Source organism: Vibrio sp. CCB-PB317 (genome assembly GCF_022808245.1).
Taxonomy (GTDB): domain Bacteria; phylum Pseudomonadota; class Gammaproteobacteria; order Enterobacterales; family Vibrionaceae; genus Vibrio; species Vibrio diabolicus.
Window position 1 is genome coordinate 1929503 of sequence record NZ_JALGNU010000001.1, and the last position, 21287, is coordinate 1950789.

Below are 21287 nucleotides of genomic sequence, written 5' to 3' on the forward strand. Positions count from 1 at the left end.
GCGGGTATATTAGAGAACAAAGATATTTAAATATCTAAGAAGCACCACAATATGCATCAGAGCACATTTGTTATCGCTGTTCTATTTAGCTCACCGAAATTAAAAACCAAAATATAATAACAACCGACCAATATTGATAAACACGAAGAGATACATCTAATATTTTCCTTGATAAAATTTCAAAAGGGACTATTCCTATGTCAGCACGCCAAACTATCGATGAGATTTTGCTAAAGTTTGCTCATCAAATAGGCTTGCCTGCACTGCATCTAACGGAAAATGAAGTAAGCTTAGCGTTTGATGATAATCTAAGAGTGCATATCATCTTTCATCCTGAATCGACAACCCTCCAGCTCGAAGCTGAGATTGTTGGTCTTCAAATCGTTAATTCCGATCTCTATCGTTCTTTCCTAGCCTTTAATTATCACTGGCCTGAGCATCAATTATTCTTTAGTTTAGATAATCATCGACATGTACTCTGTTTAAACCGACTCATTAACATTAAGCGACTGGATTATGAGTATTTTGAAACAGCTTTGGCGGAATTGTTGACGCAAAGTGAGTCGTGGGAGTCGTTATTGTCTGCTCATGTCGCCACTGCTGAGGTAGCTCCGATGCCACAAACTTTAGACTTAAGAGTTTAGGTGTCTCTATGTCCAACGACATCCAATCTAAATACACTAACTTACCGGTTCATGAAGTAAAGCAAGCACAGCAAAGTGATGCTCTGCCACAAGGAACGTTTCATGGCCGCAAAGTGACCCTACTCTCTTCATCAGAAAGCAGTTTGGCTCGAATGAGCTCTAAAAGAGAACTTAGCGAATGTTTAAACCAGTTTGCGAGTCTTGAGTCTTGTAATCGCGTCTTGGATTTTGATCAGCAGTTTAGTCTTGAAAAGCAAAACACCGCGGTCGAAAAACTACTTGAACGAAAAGTGACCGTAATTCAACGTTCCTGATCACGCAATATAAATGGGTTCAAAATATAAATTTCACGTATATACCCCCTCCCACCCGCAAGCCCATGCAATAAAAAACCCCGAAGGCTCGGGGTTTTGGTTAGTACTGCTTTTTCTTTGTTAACTACTTCAATTTAGAAGAAGCCTAGTGGATCAACACTGTAGCTAATCAATAGGTTTTTCGTATTTTGGTAGTGATCCAGCATCATCTTATGTGTTTCACGTCCAATACCTGACTTTTTATAGCCACCGAACGCAGCGTGTGCAGGGTAAGCGTGGTAGCAGTTAATCCAAATTCGACCAGCTTCGATATTACGGCCCATACGATATGCGACGTTCGCATCACGAGTCCAAACGCCTGCGCCTAAGCCATATTCGGTGTCGTTCGCGATTTCTAATGCTTCCGCTTCATCTTTAAACTTAGTGATGGCAATGACGGGGCCAAAGATTTCTTCTTGGAAAATACGCATCTTATTGTGGCCTTCCAACATCGTTGGCTGAATGTAGTAACCCTGATTGATTGACTCTGGCTGCTCAGAGACACCACCACCAAAGACCACTTTTGCACCTTCTTCACGGCCGATTTCCAGGTAACTTAAAATCTTATCAAACTGTTCTTGAGAAGCCTGAGCACCAACTTGAGTATCGGTATCGAGCGGGTTACCTTGCTTGATTAACTGCGCACGTTCCGTCAATTTCTCTACGAACTTATCGTAAATCGCTTCATGAACCAGCACGCGAGATGGACAGGTACAAACTTCGCCTTGGTTGAAGAAACCAAGTAACGTACCTTCAATACACTTGTCGAGATACTCATCTTCATAGTCAAAAATATCTGAGAAGTAGATGTTTGGAGATTTACCACCCAACTCAACAGTCGAAGGGATCAAGTTGTCCGCCGCACATTTTAGAATGTGATTGCCAACTTGTGTTGAACCGGTAAACGCTAACTTCGCAATGCGGTTGCTGGTTGCGAGCGCTTGGCCCGCTTCTGAACCAAAACCATTAACAACGTTAATGACGCCCGGTGGCAGTAGATCACCGATCTTTTCCATAAGAACCAGAATCGACGTTGGCGTTTGTTCTGCTGGCTTCAATACCACACAACAACCTGCCGCAAGTGCCGGTGCCAGCTTCCAAGCCGCCATCAACATTGGGAAGTTCCATGGAATAATTTGACCAACAACGCCAATCGGCTCCGGGAAGTGGTAGCTTGCGGTGTGCTCATCCAGCTCCGCCGCACTGCCTTCTTGTGAGCGAATACAGCCAGCAAAGTAACGGAAATGATCCACGACCAGCGGTAAGTCTGCAGCTAAGGTTTCGCGAACTGGTTTGCCGTTTTCCCAAGTTTCGGCAACTGCCAACTCTTCTAAATGCTGCTCAATACGATCAGCAATTTTCAGCAAGATGTTCGAGCGTTCAGTCACACTGGTTTTTGCCCATTTAGTTCTGATGTTGTGTGCCGCATCCAATGCTAAGTTGATATCAGCCTCGCCAGAACGAGCAACTTTACAATACGCTTGTCCGTTGATTGGTGAGATATTGTCAAAATACTCACCATCCGTTGGTTTTACCCATTCCCCACCGATAAAGTTATCGTAATGCGATTTAAAGCTAACAATGGCATTTTCACTACCTGGCTGTGCATAGATCATAACTCTTCCTTTTGTTTCTCGTTCAATGTGTTATTGCAGTGTCGTATCGCACTGTTCACAAAGAGCATTACGCAAGTCACACGCCAACTACACCACACTTGTTGTTAATTAAATGTAAAACTATGATTACCAAGCGATAACAAACCAAGTGAGCGATGTTTGAGCGGATGTATGGTGTGAACACCAATGTTCAAGTGTTCCAAAATGGCACACCCTCACTGTGACAAAATGGTACAGTCATGGAACTTCAACACATTAGCGATAACAATTGGCTTTCAACTTCATGGATCCGAAGTGAACAGGCGGGTTTAAAACAGCGTCGACGCCCTGAAGATATTCGAGTGACACCAGCGACACTTCAAGATAGGCGTCACCAACTCAACTTCTTATTGGAAACCGTCACCCAGTTTGCTCTCCCGCTGTTCAATCAGCTTTTTGCTCATAGTGACAGCCGCTTAATTCTGACGGATGCCGACGGCGTCATCATCGGCAGTTGGGGACAACCTAAGTTCCGCGAGAAGTTGACCGAAATTGCGCTAAGCTCTGGTGCGTGCTGGCAAGAAAAGGTCAAAGGCACCAACGCGATTGGGACTACGATAGTTGAAGCAAAACCGGTCTCAGTCATCGGCGATCAACACTTCATCCAACATCATCGTTTTATTAGCTGCTCGGCCAATCCTATTTTCGATCATCTTGGTCATTTGATTGGCGTGCTAGATATCACCAGCGAACAAAAGAAACATGACTTCTCAACGCAAGTGCTGGTACAAAACATGGTCCAGCAAGTTGAAAATCAATTGCTTAACTTGATTCCACAAGGGCATATTCGTGTGGATTTGGCGTGTGAGAAAGGCTTACTGAACAGTGGGTGGCAAGGGATTATCATCGCCAATGAAGATGGACAGATTCTTGCGCACAACCAAGTTGCTTCTCAGCTCCTTGCTCAACAAAACGTCATCGGGCTATCGCTCGACGACATTCTTTCTATCCAAAGTGACGAGCACCCTTTCGTGTTCAAAACAAAGCCGCTGACCGACAAAAAAGTGAAGTCTCGTTCTGTTACCGCTTCCAATGATCTGCATTATGGTGATTCCACTGTCGAGCATTGCTGGCAACAAGCCAATCGCGTTATCGATAAAGACATCAGTTTACTGATTCTCGGAGAGACTGGAGTTGGTAAAAATGAGTTTGTGAAAGCGCTACATAAAAACAGCCAGAGAAAAACGGGGCCGTTGGTTTCCGTAAACTGCGGCGCACTACCAAAAGATTTGGTTGAGTCCGAATTGTTTGGCTACGTGGCTGGTGCATTTACTGGCGCAAACAGCAAAGGCTATCAGGGAAAAATTCGCCAAGCGCACAAGGGGATTTTATTTCTGGATGAAATCGCAGATTTACCCTTGGAAGCTCAAAGCCGCTTGCTGCATGTATTGCAAGATAAAACCGTGCTTCCTGTGGGTTCAAACCAAAGTGTTCAAGTCGATACGCAAATCATTGCGGCCACACATAAAGATATCGAGAACTTGGTTAGCGAAGGATTGTTCCGTCAAGATTTATACTATCGCCTCAATGGTTTGATCATCGAATTGCCTCGCTTCGAAGAGCGAGATGATAAGCAACAACTGATCGAGAATATTCATCGACGTCACGCTGAATCTGAACAACAACTCTGTCCTCACCTACTTTCTCTGCTGCTTTCTTACTCTTGGCCAGGAAACTTGCGTGAACTCGATAGTTTAATCAAAGTATCCGCGTTAATGGCGCAAGGTGAAGAAACGTTAGAGCTCACTCACGTACCGACTCACCTGAGTAAGAAGCTCAGCCAGGCTCCAGACGTAACAACCACTGCCGAACCCACCTTAGAACTGCGTGCAACCGTCGAAGACAAACTGCTCAAAACATATCAAGCCAATCAGGGGAACATCAGCAAAACATCTCGTATGCTTGGCGTCAGTCGAAATACGATTTATAGAAAGCTGAAAAGCCTCGGCATATTGGGTTAATCCATAATCTCAGATACAAAAAGAGCACCTTTGCGGTGCTCTTTCTATTTGAAACCTAGCTTACAGGCCACCTTGTTGTTGCGCCTGTTTTACTAATGCCTGACGTTGAGTTTCCTTCTCAGAGATCACTTGGTTGTCCTTGTGTATTTCCTGATCCAATTCTGCCGGAATGAAAACAAAGTACTTGTTAAGAATCATCTTAGAACCTCAATTTGTTGTGTTAATCACCTTCTTGGTCAACGTAAACAACACCAGAAAAACACGTTTTACTGGATCCTTGTTGCTGGTTTCAAAAAATAGAGGATGTTCATTTATTAAACATCCTCCATGTGGGCGCTAATTATAGGCGTAGTTCAAAGGCTTACCTAGCACTCTTTTTCGCCTTTCTTGCAACCTTAGTTTCATTCTCAAACCTGATGCAATCACACATATTCAATAAAGTACTGTTAAACAAAGAAAAGTGATTTTCATCGTGACTGATAATGAGGATGAGCTTCCCGGAATTATTGACTTGAAATTACGCCTAGTAAACTCGAAGGCTGCAATAATAGCGTTAAAAGGCCTTAATCCGCACAGCAAAAACTTTGAAGTGATAGACAAATGCATTCATATATTTGTAAAGCCGTTTATGGATTTGTCTACCAGTTCAATATTTCACCTTTTTTGAGAAATCTTTAGCCGCTTTTTTGTGTGAAACGCCCAAAAAGAACAGACAATCAAAGTGTGGTATATGACCACACTTGTCTATCCCCACTCCGCTTTGGGAGGCGTTTATGAAAAGTAGCAAACTTGGCCATGTGATGTCTTTCAGCAGAATGTTTTCCTTCATTGCGTTTTTGACGGCTACATTCGCATGGATTCTCAGCATGTATGCCCTATTTACTGTTTCTGTAGTAGCTCTTGTGGTCAGCGCAATTCTCTACCTCAAAGACAGGTTTTATCAAAACAAGAAAACGACCACTGAAAAGAGCGCCTAGGCGCTCTTTGAGTTTCATAAAGCCAGACACAAAAAAGGATGCCAATTGGGCACCCTTTTGCTTTTATCCGTTTACTGACTGCGGATTACACGTCGTAAGTTGTAGACGCTGTGTCACCGCCTGTACCAGTCCAGTTAGTGTGGAAGAATTCACCACGCTCACGGTCGATACGCTCGTAAGTGTGAGCACCGAAGTAGTCACGTTGAGCTTGCAGTAGGTTCGCAGGTAGACGAGCTGTTGTGTAACCGTCTAAGAACGTTAGTGCAGAAGTCGTACATGGCATTGGGATGCCTGCTTCTAGAGACTTAGCCGCCACTTTACGCCATGCTACTAGGCTGTTTTGTAGGATACCTTTGAAGTAATCATCAGAGCCTAGGAATGCTAGTTCTGGATTCGCTTCGTATGCATCACGGATGTTGCCTAGGAACGCAGAACGGATGATACAACCACCACGCCACATAAGAGCAACGTTACCGTAGTTTAGATCCCAGCCATTTTCGTTCGACGCTTCGCGCATTAGCATGAAGCCTTGAGCGTAAGAGATGATTTTAGACGCTAGAAGCGCTTGACGTAGTGCGTCAACCCACTCTTGCTTATCACCTTCAACTGGTGTGATTGTCTTACCGAACAGTTTCTCAGCTTCAACACGTTGATCTTTCAATGCAGATAGACAGCGAGAGAATACAGACTCAGAGATTAGCGTTAGAGGAATACCTAGGTCTAGAGCGTTGATACCCGTCCATTTACCTGTACCTTTTTGGCCAGCAGTGTCTAGGATTTTCTCAACTAGAGGCTCACCGTCTTCGTCTTTGTAGCCAAGGATGTCAGCCGTAATTTCAACAAGGTAGCTGTTTAGCTCAGTGTTGTTCCACTCAGCGAATACCGCTTGCATCTCGTCTGCAGACATACCAAGACCGTCTTTCATGAACTGGTAAGCTTCTGTGATTAGCTGCATGTCACCGTATTCGATGCCATTGTGTACCATCTTAACGAAGTGGCCCGCACCGTCGTTACCAACCCAGTCACAACAAGGCTCACCTGCATCAGTTTTTGCAGAGATACCTTGGAAGATTGGCTTAACCGCTTCCCAAGCTTCTGGAGCGCCGCCAGGCATGATAGATGGGCCAAAACGTGCACCTTCTTCACCACCAGATACGCCAGTACCGATGAAGTGGATGCCTTTTTCGCGTAGTGCAGCAACACGACGGTTTGTATCTGGGTAGTTTGTGTTACCACCATCGATGATGATGTCGCCTTTGTCTAGTAGAGGGACTAGCGCGTCGATGAATTTGTCTACCACATCACCTGCGCGAACCATTAGCATCACTTTACGTGGCGTTTCTAGCTTCTCTACTAGTTCTTCTAGAGAGTATGCACCGATGATGTTCGTGCCTTTCGCTGGTCCTTCCAGAAACTCGTCTACTTTGGCAGCAGTACGGTTGTGAGCTACCACTTTAAAACCGTGGTCGTTCATGTTTAGGATAAGGTTTTGACCCATTACCGCTAGGCCAATTACACCGATATCACCTTTCATTGTTTCTCTCCAATTTTGTTTCATTGACGAGCAGCGTTTAAGCAATTTTTGCTGCTGCGTCCAAATCTAAATACCATTCCGTCAGGCCAGATTTCGCTTGAATCTTAGCCGCTGGGTATGGCAGTGCGTGTGCAGGTGAACTGTTGATCTCTTCAACGATGTCCGCTTTTCCTGCACCCAGCACTAAGTAACTGATGCGTTTTGCTGCTTCTAAAACGCGTGCCGTTTTTGACACACGAAGCTGGCCTGACTCAGGATGAGACGCCACAAGAGATAGATTCGCATCATCATAATTGGTTTGGCCAGGGAACAGAGAAGCTGTGTGACCATCTGCACCAACACCTAATAAGATCCAGTCAAACACAGGGGTTCCGTTTTCAGTCGGAATCACCTCTGACATCTCTTTGGCAAAGCGTTCCGCTTCCACTTTAGGGTCATCTTCACCGCGTATACGGTGGATGTTTTCTGTTGGAATGTTTACTTGGCTAAACAGTAGCGCGTTCGCTTCTCCGTAGTTGCTTTCCGCATCGTCAGGTGCGACACAACGTTCGTCACCCCACCAGAAGTGGAGATTTTGCCACTGAATAGAGGTTGCGTAAGCCTCTGAAGCCAACAGTTTGAACAGCATTTTAGGAGTGCTGCCGCCAGAAAGAGAGATGTGAACAGGTCGGCCCATTTCGCTGAACGCTTTCATGTCGTTAGCTAGGCTTTCAACTACCTGCTCTGCTGTTTGGTAGATCTTATGGTTGATCATAGTTCACAGTAATCCGTATCTGTTAAGTTTTTACATGGGAAGCGCCAAGCGCGACCATCACGCTGTAGCAGGTCGTCTGACTCTTTAGGACCCCATGTGCCGCATGCGTACCCGAAGAGGGATTGTGGATCTTGTTTAAAATCTAAAATTGGCTGTACGTACTGCCAACACGCTTCCACCGCATCACTACGTGCAAATAGCGTAGCATCACCATTCAAAGCATCAAGTAGAAGACGCTCATACGCAGTTAGCATTTGCGTTTCTTGTAGGTCAGCGTAATGGAAGTTCATTTTCACTTCTTTCGCTTCAAAACCTGCGCCTGGCTCTTTCAAGCCAAAGCTCATTTGAATGCCTTCGTCTGGCTGAATGCGAATGATCAGCTTGTTTTCTGGTGCGTTTTGACCAAACACTGGGTGCGGTGTTTGTTTAAAGTGGATAACCACTTCAGTAACGCGTGTTGGAAGACGCTTACCAGTACGCACGTAGAATGGCACGCCATTCCAACGCCAGTTGTTAATGTATGCTTTCAAACCGATGTAAGTTTCGGTACGAGAATCATCTGCAACCCCCGGCTCTTCACGGTAGCCACGTAGACTTTGTCCACGAACTTCAGAAGCGGTGTATTGACCTAATACTAGATCGTTACGCAGAGCGTTTTCGTCCAAAGGTTTTAAACACTGGAGTACTTTAACGACTTCATCACGCATCGAATCTGCATTGATCTGTGCTGGTGGCTCCATACCCACCATCGCCAATACTTGTAGCAGGTGGTTTTGGAACATATCGCGCACGGCACCCGAGTTGTCGTAGTAACCACCACGCTCCTCTACGCCGAGGAATTCTGCGCCCGTGATTTCAACATAATCAATGAAGTTACGGTTCCAAAGCGGCTCAAACATCGCGTTTGAGAAACGAAGTACAAGAAGGTTTTGTACCGTCTCTTTACCTAAGTAATGGTCAATTCGGTAGATTTGATGCTCTTGGAAGTGCTCGTGAATTTCTTTATCCAGAATACGCGCTGATTCAAGGTCATAACCGAATGGTTTCTCAATAATTAGGCGTTTCCAACCATCTTCTTCTTTGTTTAGGCCGTGTGCTGCAAGACTTGCAGGAATCACACTGTATAAACTTGGTGGGGTTGCTAAGTAGAAAAGCGTATTGCGCTGATCGAAACGATATTCGTCAGCAAGTTGGTCTAAACGAGAAGATAGCTTACTGTAATCTTGTGTGTCAGAAGTATTGATAGCTTGGTAGTGCAGATGGTTAATAAATGCATCAAGCGTTTCTGGCTCAGTCTTTTCCATTTCCTGAAGCGATTTTTTCAGCTTCGCGCGGTAAGACTCATCACTGTATTCAGTGCGACTTACACCCAGAATGGCAAAATTTTCTGGAAGCTGCTTGTTCGCATAGAGGTGGTATAAAGCAGGAATGAGCTTACGATATGTAAGGTCACCTGAAGCACCAAAAATAACGATGCTGCTGTTTTCTGGTATTACCATCATCTTTCCCTTAAAAACGAGGTACTTATTGTGTGCCCGGATACGGCTAAAGGATGAGCCAACCCTATCAATGGCACCTCAAAATAGAAAATTGGTCTTACCTATTACGTTGATAGGTAAAGTCTATAGGCCCAAAGAACCTCAAGAAGTAGCACTCCCAAATCTGTTGGAAACACGACGTATTAAGGTCATTTAGGTCACTTATGTCTCAAAAGTACACACTGTACTCGCTGGAGGAGAGTCCGACACGGTGCAGTATTGTCTACGACTATTTGATTTACATCAACACTTGCCAGTGCAAACGTTTAAATAAGTTGCACAAAACATCATAAATATTTGTATTTTATGGATAAAAAAAGTTGCACTAACGTAAGACAAAAATTAAGCAAAAACTCTAATATGGACAATCCTTATCCACCCTTGCAATCCATTACAATTTTATTGTGATCTATGTGGCCTGAATTTTATCCTCTCACTCTATTGATAATGATACTCAATTAAAGATAATGAGGATACTATTAATGCGAAAGTAGAATGTCATGAAACCAAGCACAAAGAATCTGCACCCGATAAACCGAATACACTCTGTGCTTGATTACATTCACAACAATCTAGATATCGCACTTAGCGTGGATGAAATCTCGAAAGCAAGCTGCTGGTCACGTTGGCAACTGCAACGCGTTTTCCAGCAACACACTGGCGTGTCCGTCGCTCACTATATTAGAGAGCTTAAACTAAGCCTTGCGGCTGAACGCTTAATCCATACATCAGATCGCTCGTTAGATATTGCGATAGAAATGGGGTTTGCTTCTGAACATGCATTCAGTCGAGCGTTCAAAAATATGTTTTCAAAGAGCCCTCGAGATTATCGTAAAGCTCAGCAACTAACGGGCTTGAGGCAACCTTTAACATTGCGCGATACACCAGAAGACGAAAATAGACATAAGTGCTTTATCGAAGTTCGAATAGAAACAAAACCTGCTTTTGTGCTTGCTGGTTATCATGAACCTATTTATGGATTGTTTTCCGCAACGCCCAACTTCCAATCCAAAGTGCCCTCATTATGGTCACAGCTCTATTCATCTGAAAAACATACTCATCTGGAAAGAAACTATCTTGGTGTGATTGACGTAACAAAAGCGTATTCAAACAACCAGCAACTCGAGTATTGGGCTGGTTATGAGTACAACTCAGCGTCAAGAACTTCAATATCCAAAGGCTCTACGCAAGAACCAGATCTTCTGGTTGTTCCTAAGCAAACCTACGCAGTGATTACGCACATAGGTAAAGCATCAAATCTAGCGGCGACGCTTGAGTGGTTCATTTTGCACTGGCTCCCCTATTCCAATTATCACGGTATTGATGGCTACGAGTTAGAAGTTTATCCAGAAGACTATGATGTTGAGAGCGAGAATGCCCAAATGCATTACTGGATACCTGTCAAACCGAACGAAGCCACGCCTATTAGATAGAAGCCTAAGCACTTAGGTTCTGGCTTTGCACCAAATTGTTAACTTTTCCTATTTCTTTCGCTATAGAATGCAAACAACAATCATTATCAACAAATAAAAGTAGTGGAATTAATAAATATGGAAAGTCCGAATCGATTTCATCGTTCTGCGGTTGCAGTCGTGGTATCCGCGCTTATTGCTGGTCACGCCAGTGCCACTGAGAGCACTTCTCAGCACGAAACTATCACAGTACTTGGCGAAACATACCGAAACACCGCAACTAAAACCGTTTTAGAACCGGAAGAAACGCCGCAAGCGATCACGGTAATCACTAAAGATGACATGGACCTGCGCGGCGTAAACTCGGTGAGCGAAGCATTGCGTTACGCGCCTGGCGTAAATACAGAGCTGCGTGGCGGTGCCGTTTCTCGCCTTGACCTATTCAATATTCGTGGTTTTATCAACTACACCAACTTTTATGATGGTCTGCCTTTACTTTACAATGGTTGGAACCTTCAACCTCAGGTCGATTCCGTTGCCCTTGAACAAATCGAGGTTTTTAAAGGGCCAACGTCTGTTCTTTACGGCAATATTCCACCAGGAGGTATGGTCAATATTATCGCCAAGGCGCCTCAGTCAACACCTTCGCACTCTGTCTCGATTAGTACTGGGACTAACAGCCTAAAAGAACTGACGTTCGACACCACAGGACAAATTGGTGATTCTAATGTTGATTACCGTATTATCGGCCTCGCAAAACAGCGAGATGGTCAAGCCGATACTTCGGAAGACGAACGTTATGTCCTCGCTCCATCTTTCAATTGGCAAGCGACAGAAAGCACCTTAGTCAACGTGAATGTTTACTATCAAAATGATCCATCAGCAGGTATCTACACGACCGTGCCAGCGTCTGGCTCAGTGATTGACAACCCACTTGGCTCGATGTCACCAAGCACTTATTTGGGGGATGAGGACTGGAACACTTACGAACGCGAAGTTCTGATGATGGGTTACAAAGTCCAACACGACTTTAACAACAATTGGCAATTTCTACAGAATGCCCGCTACATGACCGCCAATGCCTATCAGGAAAACACATATAACGGCGCACTTGAGGCGGATAACCGTACCGTTGGTCGAAATGCCTATTTAACCGATGAAAAGTCCAAATCCTTTGTGATTGACAACCAACTATCTGGCTACGTTAAAACAGGAAATTTTGAACATAACTTATTGTTCGGACTTGATTATCAGTATCTAGATTCGGATGTAAAATACAAAGATACGCTTGGGTATTCGCTAACTCAGGACATCTTCAATCCTGACCACAACAGCATTGATCGTAATGCACTGAATTTCCAATACAAACAAAACTTAGATATCAAAACGAAGCAAATTGGCGTTTATTTGCAAGATCAAGTTCGTTACGACCAACTTGTAATGATTGCAGGTCTTCGTTGGGATAAATACGATTCAAATACGGACGCCGTGAGCGATTATCTAGGAACAATATCCAACAGCAAGGAAGAGTTAGACGACACCAACGTATCTTTCCGAGTCGGCGGTTTGTATGAGCTCGACTTCGGCTTATCCCCATACCTTACTTACTCCGAGAGTTTTGAGCCAATTGCGGGTGCAGATGCCACAGGCAAAGCGTTTGAACCATCAACCGGGCATCAGTGGGAACTCGGTTTTAAATACGCGCCATTGTCTGGCGATATTTCGGGTAATTTAGCGTTCTTCCATATTACGAAGAAAAACGCGATCTTGACCGATCCGAATAATCCTTATGCACCGAACTATCAAGCGGGCGAAGTGGTATCACAGGGTGTTGAACTAGAGGCAAAGTGGCAAGCCACAGCACAAGCTGATTTCACTCTAGGCTACACGTATACAGATATGGAGATTACCGAAGACAGTTATTACAACCAAGAAGGTAAAACGCCGGTTTGGGTGCCTGAGCAAACGGCCTCTCTATGGGCCAATTACTTCTTTGAAGGAAATCTTTCAGGCCTTCGTACCAGTGCTGGCGTTCGCTATGTCGGAGAAGCACAAATTGATGCACAGAATAGTCAAAAAGTACCGGACTACACCTTGTTTGATTTGGCAGCAAGTTACGATTTTTCAACAGTATCTGAATCAATGAAAGGGGCTAGCGTCACCCTTTCTGCAAGCAATCTATTCGATAAAGAATACTATTCTTGTTACGACAAAAATAACTGTTGGTTTGGCGCTGAGCGCTCTATTGAAGCGAAATTAGAATATAATTTCTAACTCCTCAGCGCGAAAAAGCGATGGTTTGTTTAAAACAAGCCATCGCTTTCATTTCGTATTTAGCATCAAAATCTACGTTACCGTATCACTTTCTTATAGCACCTTTCCGGCCTACCTACCGACCCATAGTTTAAATCAGCCTCTAGTTCACCAGTGCTGATCAGATACTCCAAATAGCGCCTTGCCGTTGTTCGGCTCGCACCAATCTTTTCGCCTGCCTCATCAGCGGTCAGCACACTATCATTTGGGAACAACTCTCTGATCTTATCTAAGGTTACACCATCAATCCCTTTCGGTAATCGGTTCGGCAAGTTGTCTTGATTGGCGTGAGACTGCAGCATTTTATCAACGAGGTTCTGATCCAAACTCTCTGCGATGTCTAGTTGTTGGCGTTGGGACACATACTTTTTCAGTGCGGCATCTAAGCGTGGAAACATCACTGGTTTGAGTAGGTAATCAACGACACCCCCTCTCATTGCCTGTTGTAGCGTATCGACATCCCTTGCCGCGGTAATCAAAATGACATCACACGTTTGGTTGTTCGCACGTAATGTATTGAGTATCTCAAGCCCTGTTCCATCAGGAAGGTATACATCCATCAACAAGAGGTCTGGCTTAAGAATATCGAGTTGCATTTCCGCTTCCATTCTCGTGGTCGCAATGCCGACCACTTCCAAACCTGCCAATTGGCTTAAGTATTTGTGGTGCAGCTCAGCAATAGCAAGATCATCTTCAATGATCATTACGCGAGTCGCCATACTCATAATTGTTCTTCCTTGGGTAAATACACCGTTATTCTTGTTCCATAATTTGTGTTGGGCATCATCTCAACATGGCCGTGATATCGAGTAGCCAGCTGGTTGACTAGATGCAATCCTACCCCCCGATTTTGACGAGATTTCGTCGACACCCCTTTTTTAAATAGCGCCTGCGGCTCTATATCGCTTGGTAAACCACAGCCTTGATCTATCACCTCAAGTATCACTTCATTTCCGTAATCGCTCACTGACACATCGATATTTCTGCGATCCGATGCGACATTCGATTCATCACGAATCGAGGTTAATGTTGCGTCAAAAGCGTTATCAATTAAGTTGCCCAGAATGGTGACAAGGTCTTCCGAATTTAGCCACTCAGGCAGAGGCTCCAAACGGCTGCCTTCTTCAACCACCAGCTGTAAGCCTAACTCGCGAGCACGTTCAGTTTTTCCAAGCAACATACCAGCAATTAACGGGTCTTTAACGGTGTCTCTTAAAAATTCGATCATCGCTTGATAGTGTGCGGTTTCTTGCCCAATTAACTTTTGCACCGCATCCAGCTCACCCATCTGAACTAACCCGCTAATGGTGTTTAGCTTATTTCGATGCTCATGGGTTTGCGAACGTAATAAATCTGCATATTCTTTGGTTTGTGATAACTGCTCGGTTAGGTCGTTGATTTCATCCCTTAAACGGAAACTCGATACTGCCCCCACTATTTTTCCATCCACATAAATTGGCGAACGGTTTGCGATCAGACGTTTATGATTAAGGAATATCTCAATATCATGATCTTCCTGTCCGGTTTCTAGCACCGTATATAAGTCACTATCGCGTAACGTCTCAGTCAACGGTTTATTAAGAGCTGCCTCTCTATCAATACCGAGAATCTGACAGGCGCTACGATTGATCGAGCGAAGTATCCCTTGGGCATCAATACTTAACACACCCTCTTTAATGGTACTCATCGTCACTTCTAATTCGCCGTACAACCGCCCTATCTCTTCAGGCTCGAACCCCAAAATGGCGCGCTGAAACTTTCTCGACGCATAATTGGATACGATGGCATTAGCGACAACAACTACGATGACCATGAAGATCAAAAAAGCCAAAAATGGCTCGATGCGGTCTTGCAGCCGGTCGAGCAAATAGCCAACCGAAACCACACCAATGATGTTCCCTTGCTCGTCAAAAATCGCAGCTTTACCACGAACTGAATAACCTAACGAGCCCTGTGCCGTCGAAACATAAGACAATCCCTGCTCTAGCGCTCGACGATTGTCGCCACCTCTCATTGGCTTACCCAACCGCTCATCAACGGGGTGGATTAAGCGCACTCCCTCGTGGTCGCCAATAACGATGAATGCAGCACCGATGGCTTCGGTTAATTCTCGGAAGCGAAGTTGGTATGGCTGGGGATTTTGGGTTGCGACCATTTCGCGAACAATGGCGGAGTCTGCTAAAAAACGGGCAACACCCAGTGCTTTTTCTCCCATTTCTTGCTCTTGATTGATTTTGAGATAAGTGAATCCTGCAGCGACAAGCAATAGAAGCTCTATCAACCCCGATAGCGTCATAATAATGAGCATCCGCTTACGAAAGCTGATCGTTTTCCAACTCATTAATACATCCTTATGATTCACTCCCAAGCGATTACGTTAACACTCAGTTAACAGCATGGCTTTGTTGCGGTGATAAATCTGTGAGGAAGGCAAGCAAACCTCAGAGTTTACGGTTAATTAATCGACGAGCTGAAACATAAAATTACAACCATTGACCAAATTCAGCATTCCTCTCTGATACTCAATTCCATACATAAATTGCCCTTTAAAACATGATCGTGATCACATCGATTTTAGCGGTTTTTGAGGCGTTTTTAGACTTTCCAACGTATAATTTTTAATCAACGAAACCATTGAGAGTTTCGGTTAGAAAGCAGTGAAGCTGGAAGTCTATTAAAAGCTCAACATTGATGTCAGTGATTTGGACACAAATAAAACAAAACACAAATACTGACTCTATGACAAACACTTAGACACCATCTGAAAACTGGAAAACTATAAACAGAGGTGCATTTATAGTTAGAAGGAACACCAAACATGGAACGCGATACCTTTGGAATATGCCTGAATAAGGCCATGCTGTCAGAGAATATGTATTCAACGTTTACACACGTCAGGGCTTATGAAAAAAACGGAGGCGGTACTTCTGATCTCAAGGTCCTGTTATCGTTCCCTCAAATGAGTGGAAAAGACCTATTGAATACGATGCGAGGTTCTCGTCAGCTTGAGTGGAGAGCAGAGTTTCACTGTCCATATACGAAGTAAACTTGTAACATCTCTCGCGCCCAGCACAAACATAACTGGGCGCATACTACTATCCAATTTCCCCTCCTACTTAACACCAAGTTACGAATCCTTTATATTAGAGCTTATACTCTACGACAAAGCAGCCATTATGAAAAAAACAGGAAAGTTTTGGATACTGGGCTTACTTAGCAGCTCGATTTCCCTTGCCTGTCATGCGGCACCGATCACTTTTGATACCGCATGGCAGCTATTGCTAGAAAACAACTATTCTCTTAAAGCTCAACGCTCAAACGTCGAGAACTACCAATACCAAGAGAGTGCCACCAGCAATCTCAACTTACCTCAAGTTACCATTGGCGCGAATTACACGCGTTTAGATACCGATATCACGCTTTCAGGAAAACAGATCCTAGACAGCACAGGAGCACACATTAACGTACCTCCTGCTTTTCAGCCTATTTTTGGTGCCTTAGCTAATACCACTTCGACCATAACCGAGCGCGATATTTTCTCTTCGTCTATTCGTGCGATTTGGCCAATTTTTACTGGTGGTCGAATTTCTGCGGCTCAATCAGCAGCAGAAGGCAAAACGGATGAGGCGAAAAGTCAGCTTCTAATGGAACAACAAGCGCGTTTTGAAGATTTATCGAAGTACTACTTTTCTGTCGTGCTGGCAAAGGAAGTACTCGCAACGCGGCAAGCGGTTGAAGCTGGACTAAAAAAGCATAGAGATTTTGCCATTAAGCTTGAAGAGCAAGGACAAATCGCACACGTTGAGCGCCTGCAAGCCGAGGCTTCTCTAGATAAAGCATCAGTAGAAACACGTAAAGCCGCCAGCGATTTGAGTATCGCTCAAGCAGCATTAGGTAAATTACTTGCACAAGATGACGCCGTAGAGCCCGCGGAATCTTTGTTTATCAACGACAGTCTTCCCCCTCTTACCGCTTTTGTCGATCAAACGTTGCTTACCTATCCGGGGTTAGACCTTCTGAGCGCTAAACACAAACAAGCCTCTAGCTTAATCAAAGCAGAAAAAGGGAAATACTATCCTGAAGTTTACCTTTACGGCGACTACAGCTTGTATGAAGACGATTCTCTCGCAAGCCAAATGAAGCCTGACTGGTTAGTTGGTGTTGGTGTCAGCATTCCACTGATTGAATCATCAGGGCGAAGCGAAAAAGTCAAAGCCGCTCAAAGCGTCGTCTCACAGGTCGACTCATTAAAGTCCCAAGCCAAACAAGATTTATCGCTGCTAGTACAAAAGACATACTTGGAGGCTCAGCAAGCCATTGATGAAGTACAAGGGCTCGCATCTAGCATTGAACTCGCTAACGAAAACCTGCGCTTGCGTGAAAAAGCATTTACTCAGGGTCTGTCGTCTTCTCTGGATGTTGTGGATGCACAGCTTTATGTCGCTAGTATAGAAACACAACGTTCAGCGGCGCGTTTCCGCTATTTAATATCTTTAACCAAGCTACTCGCATTGAGCAGTGAAATGAACAGCTTCGAACAATATCAAAATACCGCTTATATCCCTGCTTCAACATCCAAAGAGGTGAAATAAATCATGGCAGCTAAATCACTAAAACCCGTTTTACTCTCACTTTGTGCTCTGGGTGTTGCCTCTTGGGTTGGCTATCAATTTTACCAAGCCTATCAGCCAGAACCGATCCGCTTACAGGGATTGATTGAAGCCCAGCAATACAGCATTTCCTCAAAAGTTCCAGGGCGTATTGATGAGGTCATGGTCCGTAAAGGCAACGATGTAGAGAAAGGCCAGCTTATTTTTACCCTTCATAGTCCTGAAATTGAAGCGAAGTTAGAACAAGCAAAAGCAGGTGAAAAAGCGGCGGACGCCTTAGCTCAAGAAGCTGAGAAAGGCGCACGCGAGCAACAAATCCAAGCAGCAAAAGATCAGTGGATGAAAGCCAAAGCCGCTGCGAATTTAATGGAAAAAACCTACAATCGTGTGAATAACCTTTATAACGATGGCGTGGTTGCAGAACAAAAGCGCGATGAAGCTTTAACTCAGTGGCAAGCAGCGAAATACACAGAAAGTGCCGCGTTTCAAATGTATGAAATGGCAAAAGAAGGTGCTAGAAGTGAAACCAAAGTAGCTGCGGCGGAAAAAGCGCGCATGGCATCGGGTGCGGTAGCCGAAGTAGAAGCGTATGCGAAAGATACTCAGATCTACAGCTGGTTTGACGGCGAAGTCTCTCAAGTTCTACTTCAAAGTGGTGAATTAGCACCTCAGGGCTTCCCGGTTGTTACTGTGATAGATACAGAAGATGCCTGGGCGACAATTAATGTGCGTGAAGATTACCTTCAACACTTTAAAAAAGGAGCAACCTTTGATGCCTATTTGCCTGCCTTAAATAAAAATGTTGAGTTCAAAGTAACGCATGTTGCCGTTATGGGTGACTTTGCAACGTGGAGAGCAACCGATGCTTCTCAAGGTTTTGATCTTCGTACCTTTGAAGTAGAAGCTCGTCCAGCTCAACCCGAACCTGAACTGCGTATGGGAATGAGTGTTGTCGTTGAACTTTAATCACAACCACTAGGTTAATGCTATGACGATTAAGATTTCACAGCGGCATATCTTACGACGAGATAAGTGGTTGCTTTCGTGCCTTACTTGGATACCGATTTTGCTCGCGATGATGATTTGGGGAGTGTTCTCTGCGGGCATTGCCCGGGATCTGCCAATCGGTGTGGTTGATCTGCAACATTCCCAACTTTCTCGAAAGCTCATTCAATCTTTGGATGCGTCGTCGAGTATGGCTGTTAATTATCACTACACCAGTGCAAGCGAAGCAAAAAATGCGATGATTGAAGGCGATATCTACGCTTACGCGGTCATCCCATCTAAGTTCGACCAAGATATTCTCCAACACCGCCAACCTCAACTTTCTGTCTTTTACAACAGTCAGTACATTTTGGTTGCGAAACTGATCAACTCTGCCGTTGCGCAAGCACAAGGCTATTTCGACGCTCAGGTTGAAGTAATGAGCAACTTAGCTAAGGGTAACACCACAACGTTAGCAGCGGCTGGTCAGGCTGTACCCGTATCGACACAAATAACCGCATTATTTAACCGTAACAATAACTACGCACAATTTTTGGTAACGGCTATCGTGCCAGCCATTTGGCAAATATGTATTGTAGTAAGCACTATTTTGATTCTTACCGCGCACTTTCGCATTTATGGTGGAAAGAATGGCTTTGCGTTTTTGGGCGAAAAGCCATACGCCAGGCTCACTTCCCTATTAAGTCAGTACATTCCGGTCTTTATGGCGCAAGGTGCGTTGTTCTTGTATTGGTTTTATTCCGTGCTTGATTGGCCAATGGAAGGCAATTTTGTGGTTATGCTACTAGCACAATTGGCGACGGTTATCGCCTGTATCATTATGGGAGCGTTGTTCTTCTTCTTGTCGATGGATCCTGCACGTGCGATGAGTTTTGCTGGCGCGTTTACGGCTCCAAGCTTCGCGTTCATGGGAATTACATTCCCAGTTTCTGACATGAACACGCTCGCTTATGCATGGCGTTCATTATTGCCGATTACCCATTACATTGAAGTGCAAGTGAGTCAAGCAAGCTATGGGGCATCGGCCGCACAATCTTTAAGCTCGCTATGGCCTATGATTGGCTACGTTGTGCCCCTGCTCGTTACCGCAGCCTTGATGGGTAAACATCGAATAGCTTCATCAACACGCCAAGCGAAGGAGGCGGTATGACATTGTGGCAACTGATTAAAGCAGAGCTGAGGGCCGTTCTAACCAATCCAGTCGTTACGTTGACCGTGTTTGGTGGTGTCGTATTTTACTCGTTTTTATACCCTTTGCCTTATGCACAACAAACGCCTCGTGAACAACCAATCGCGATTGTTAATTTAGATGGTAGTCAGACGAGTTTAAAGCTGGAACGTATGGTTGATGCCACCCCACAAGTCAACGTAGTTACTCGACTTCATACGATTGCTAATGCAAAGCAAGCACTTTTACAACGAGAGATCACCGGTTTTTTAGTCATACCGGAACACTTTTACAAAGACCTAATGCTAGGTAAAAGCCCGACTCTGGCCTACGCTGCGGACGCCTCGTATTTTCTCGTGTACGGAACCGTGGTAGAAGGATTGGCCCAAGCAGGAGGCACATTAGGGGCCCAAGTGAAAGTCAGTAAAATGGTGATAGATGGTGTGCCCATGAGTATGGCTAGCCATAATTACTCTGCTATTAAGCTTAATATGAAACCGACGTTCAACCCAACCATGGGTTACATCGAATACGTAGTGCCAGCAGTATTTGTTCTGATTTTACAACAAACGTTGATCATGGCGGTTGGATTACAAACGGGAACACAGCGTCATGGTCGTGGCTACTGGTCTCAAGTATCAACGGGATCGCTGCTGCTTGTGAGAACGTTAGTATTTGTGGCAATTTATTATTTACTCGGCGCCTATTATTTTGGTTTTAGCTTCGAACGTTTAAACGTAAACCATATCGCCAATGTGAGCGAACTACTTACCATGTTGTTCCCGTTCTTTTTAGGTTGTTGCGGACTAGGCTTCTGGCTAGGTTACTTATTACCTCGGCGTGAACTGGTTACCTTAGTCGTCCTCGTGAGCTCTATGCCTCTCATTTTCTTGGCGGGTTTTATTTGGCCGATTGAAGCCATTCCTGCTCCCCTACTATGGATTGCAGATTTAAGTCCAAGTACATGGGCGATCAAAGCTTTCTTAGCGCTAAACCAAATGGGGGCAACCTGGCAACAAGTCGCTCCACATTGGACGGCACTTTGGGTACTCACCGTGCTTTGGGGTAGCGTTGCGTACTGGATTGCTAAGCGCAATAACAAGCCAGTTGTAACAGAAAGTCTAAGTTGATTTCTCTCTACAGCTCAAAGATATAATCACAAATCAAAAACCTGATGGACGATCTGAGGGGCGAAGTATCGCCCCTTTTTTATTGGCGACGTTAGCCAACGTGATTGGAAAGTTCGTTTAGCATGCTTCAGCCTCTCTAAATGGCACCTTCGGAACGATCCCATGACCTTATCGACAAATAGTTGATTTTTTGGAAGCATTGTTTATGTCACATGTTGTAACATTGCTTACCT

General features: G+C 44.6%; 18 protein-coding genes. 11 read left to right on the top strand and 7 right to left on the bottom strand.

The annotated features are described in order from the left end of the window. Positions 1-197 precede the first annotated feature (197 nt). Positions 198-644, top strand: a complete 447-nt coding sequence (gene exsC / locus MTR11_RS08820) for a type III secretion system regulatory chaperone ExsC (protein WP_005397386.1) — start codon at positions 198-200, stop codon at positions 642-644. Positions 645-652: 8 nt separating this feature from the next. Beyond that, entirely contained in the window at positions 653-958 is a 306-nt protein-coding gene (gene exsE2, locus MTR11_RS08825) for a T3SS regulon translocated regulator ExsE2 (RefSeq protein ID WP_005397379.1), read from the top strand. A gap of 134 nt (positions 959-1092) precedes the next feature. On the opposite strand, the gene MTR11_RS08830 is transcribed toward exsE2, so the two are convergent. After that, positions 1093-2613, bottom strand: coding sequence for an aldehyde dehydrogenase family protein (locus MTR11_RS08830; RefSeq protein ID WP_243327325.1), 1521 nt, complete (start codon positions 2611-2613; stop codon positions 1093-1095). A gap of 239 nt (positions 2614-2852) precedes the next feature. Between MTR11_RS08830 and MTR11_RS08835 the strand changes: the two genes are divergently transcribed. Then, a complete protein-coding gene (locus MTR11_RS08835) occupies positions 2853-4613 on the top strand; it encodes a sigma-54-dependent Fis family transcriptional regulator (RefSeq protein WP_243327326.1) in 1761 nt (586 codons plus the stop codon). A 60-nt stretch (positions 4614-4673) separates the two neighbouring features. Here MTR11_RS08835 and MTR11_RS08840 read toward each other — a convergent pair whose 3' ends face one another. Further along, positions 4674-4811, bottom strand: coding sequence for a hypothetical protein (locus MTR11_RS08840; RefSeq protein ID WP_012841759.1), 138 nt, complete (start codon positions 4809-4811; stop codon positions 4674-4676). A gap of 575 nt (positions 4812-5386) precedes the next feature. Between MTR11_RS08840 and MTR11_RS08845 the strand changes: the two genes are divergently transcribed. Then, positions 5387-5590, top strand: coding sequence for a hypothetical protein (locus MTR11_RS08845; RefSeq protein WP_005397371.1), 204 nt, complete (start codon positions 5387-5389; stop codon positions 5588-5590). Between the two features lie 85 nt (positions 5591-5675). Here MTR11_RS08845 and gnd read toward each other — a convergent pair whose 3' ends face one another. Genes gnd through zwf form a run of 3 tightly spaced genes read right to left on the bottom strand, consistent with a single transcriptional unit; the run spans position 5676 to position 9377 of the window. Further along, the gene (gene gnd / locus MTR11_RS08850) at positions 5676-7124 is read right to left on the bottom strand and encodes a decarboxylating NADP(+)-dependent phosphogluconate dehydrogenase (protein ID WP_005397369.1); all 1449 of its coding nucleotides are present in this window, start codon (positions 7122-7124) and stop codon (positions 5676-5678) included. 37 nt (positions 7125-7161) lie between these two features. Further along, positions 7162-7878, bottom strand: coding sequence for a 6-phosphogluconolactonase (pgl, locus tag MTR11_RS08855; RefSeq protein ID WP_005397368.1), 717 nt, complete (start codon positions 7876-7878; stop codon positions 7162-7164). Beyond that, a complete protein-coding gene (gene zwf, locus MTR11_RS08860; RefSeq protein WP_005397367.1) occupies positions 7875-9377 on the bottom strand; it encodes a glucose-6-phosphate dehydrogenase in 1503 nt (500 codons plus the stop codon). The genes pgl and zwf overlap by 4 nt, the downstream gene beginning before the upstream one ends. A 539-nt stretch (positions 9378-9916) precedes the next feature. On the opposite strand from zwf, the gene MTR11_RS08865 reads away from it, so the two are divergent. Next, entirely contained in the window at positions 9917-10849 is a 933-nt protein-coding gene (locus MTR11_RS08865) for an AraC family transcriptional regulator (protein ID WP_243327327.1), read from the top strand. A 117-nt stretch (positions 10850-10966) separates the two neighbouring features. Further along, positions 10967-13102, top strand: a complete 2136-nt coding sequence (locus MTR11_RS08870; protein WP_243327328.1) for a TonB-dependent siderophore receptor — start codon at positions 10967-10969, stop codon at positions 13100-13102. A 77-nt stretch (positions 13103-13179) separates the two neighbouring features. Here MTR11_RS08870 and MTR11_RS08875 read toward each other — a convergent pair whose 3' ends face one another. Together MTR11_RS08875 and MTR11_RS08880 are read right to left on the bottom strand one after the other, a co-directional pair. Beyond that, the gene (locus tag MTR11_RS08875; RefSeq protein ID WP_243327329.1) at positions 13180-13866 is read right to left on the bottom strand and encodes a response regulator; all 687 of its coding nucleotides are present in this window, start codon (positions 13864-13866) and stop codon (positions 13180-13182) included. After that, complete coding sequence (locus MTR11_RS08880) at positions 13863-15482, bottom strand: sensor histidine kinase (protein WP_243327330.1); 1620 nt, start codon at positions 15480-15482, stop codon at positions 13863-13865. Before MTR11_RS08880 ends, MTR11_RS08875 begins: the two co-directional genes overlap by 4 nt. 477 nt (positions 15483-15959) lie before the next feature. Between MTR11_RS08880 and MTR11_RS08885 the strand changes: the two genes are divergently transcribed. The 5 genes from MTR11_RS08885 (at position 15960) to MTR11_RS08905 (ending at position 21054) form a co-directional block, all read left to right on the top strand. Further along, on the top strand, positions 15960-16187 hold the full coding sequence (locus MTR11_RS08885; RefSeq protein ID WP_005377125.1) for a hypothetical protein: 228 nt from the start codon (positions 15960-15962) through the stop codon (positions 16185-16187). A 130-nt stretch (positions 16188-16317) separates the two neighbouring features. After that, positions 16318-17733 carry a TolC family protein gene (locus MTR11_RS08890; protein ID WP_176320626.1) on the top strand — a complete coding sequence of 472 codons (1416 nt, stop codon included), beginning with the start codon at positions 16318-16320 and terminating at the stop codon, positions 17731-17733. Between the two features lie 3 nt (positions 17734-17736). After that, complete coding sequence (locus tag MTR11_RS08895; RefSeq protein WP_243327331.1) at positions 17737-18717, top strand: HlyD family secretion protein; 981 nt, start codon at positions 17737-17739, stop codon at positions 18715-18717. Positions 18718-18739: 22 nt separating this feature from the next. Then, on the top strand, positions 18740-19906 hold the full coding sequence (locus MTR11_RS08900; protein ID WP_243327332.1) for an ABC transporter permease: 1167 nt from the start codon (positions 18740-18742) through the stop codon (positions 19904-19906). After that, positions 19903-21054, top strand: coding sequence for an ABC transporter permease (locus tag MTR11_RS08905; RefSeq protein ID WP_243327333.1), 1152 nt, complete (start codon positions 19903-19905; stop codon positions 21052-21054). The genes MTR11_RS08900 and MTR11_RS08905 overlap by 4 nt, the downstream gene beginning before the upstream one ends. The last annotated feature ends 233 nt before the right edge of the window (positions 21055-21287 follow it).

Bases quoted from the DNA above. Each gene is read 5' to 3' on its own strand.
- MTR11_RS08835 (WP_243327326.1), top strand. From the start codon at position 2,853: ATGGAACTTCAACACATTAGCGATAACAATTGGCTTTCAACTTCATGG.
- MTR11_RS08890 (WP_176320626.1), top strand. From the start codon at position 16,318: ATGAAAAAAACAGGAAAGTTTTGGATACTGGGCTTACTTAGCAGCTCG.
- MTR11_RS08840 (WP_012841759.1), bottom strand. From the start codon at position 4,811: ATGATTCTTAACAAGTACTTTGTTTTCATTCCGGCAGAATTGGATCAG.
- MTR11_RS08830 (WP_243327325.1), bottom strand. From the start codon at position 2,613: ATGATCTATGCACAGCCAGGTAGTGAAAATGCCATTGTTAGCTTTAAA.
- MTR11_RS08880 (WP_243327330.1), bottom strand. From the start codon at position 15,482: ATGAGTTGGAAAACGATCAGCTTTCGTAAGCGGATGCTCATTATTATG.
- MTR11_RS08875 (WP_243327329.1), bottom strand. From the start codon at position 13,866: ATGAGTATGGCGACTCGCGTAATGATCATTGAAGATGATCTTGCTATT.
- MTR11_RS08900 (WP_243327332.1), top strand. From the start codon at position 18,740: ATGACGATTAAGATTTCACAGCGGCATATCTTACGACGAGATAAGTGG.
- gnd (WP_005397369.1), bottom strand. From the start codon at position 7,124: ATGAAAGGTGATATCGGTGTAATTGGCCTAGCGGTAATGGGTCAAAAC.
- MTR11_RS08885 (WP_005377125.1), top strand. From the start codon at position 15,960: ATGGAACGCGATACCTTTGGAATATGCCTGAATAAGGCCATGCTGTCA.
- exsE2 (WP_005397379.1), top strand. From the start codon at position 653: ATGTCCAACGACATCCAATCTAAATACACTAACTTACCGGTTCATGAA.
- exsC (WP_005397386.1), top strand. From the start codon at position 198: ATGTCAGCACGCCAAACTATCGATGAGATTTTGCTAAAGTTTGCTCAT.
- MTR11_RS08870 (WP_243327328.1), top strand. From the start codon at position 10,967: ATGGAAAGTCCGAATCGATTTCATCGTTCTGCGGTTGCAGTCGTGGTA.
- zwf (WP_005397367.1), bottom strand. From the start codon at position 9,377: ATGGTAATACCAGAAAACAGCAGCATCGTTATTTTTGGTGCTTCAGGT.
- MTR11_RS08865 (WP_243327327.1), top strand. From the start codon at position 9,917: ATGAAACCAAGCACAAAGAATCTGCACCCGATAAACCGAATACACTCT.
- MTR11_RS08845 (WP_005397371.1), top strand. From the start codon at position 5,387: ATGAAAAGTAGCAAACTTGGCCATGTGATGTCTTTCAGCAGAATGTTT.
- pgl (WP_005397368.1), bottom strand. From the start codon at position 7,878: ATGATCAACCATAAGATCTACCAAACAGCAGAGCAGGTAGTTGAAAGC.
- MTR11_RS08905 (WP_243327333.1), top strand. From the start codon at position 19,903: ATGACATTGTGGCAACTGATTAAAGCAGAGCTGAGGGCCGTTCTAACC.
- MTR11_RS08895 (WP_243327331.1), top strand. From the start codon at position 17,737: ATGGCAGCTAAATCACTAAAACCCGTTTTACTCTCACTTTGTGCTCTG.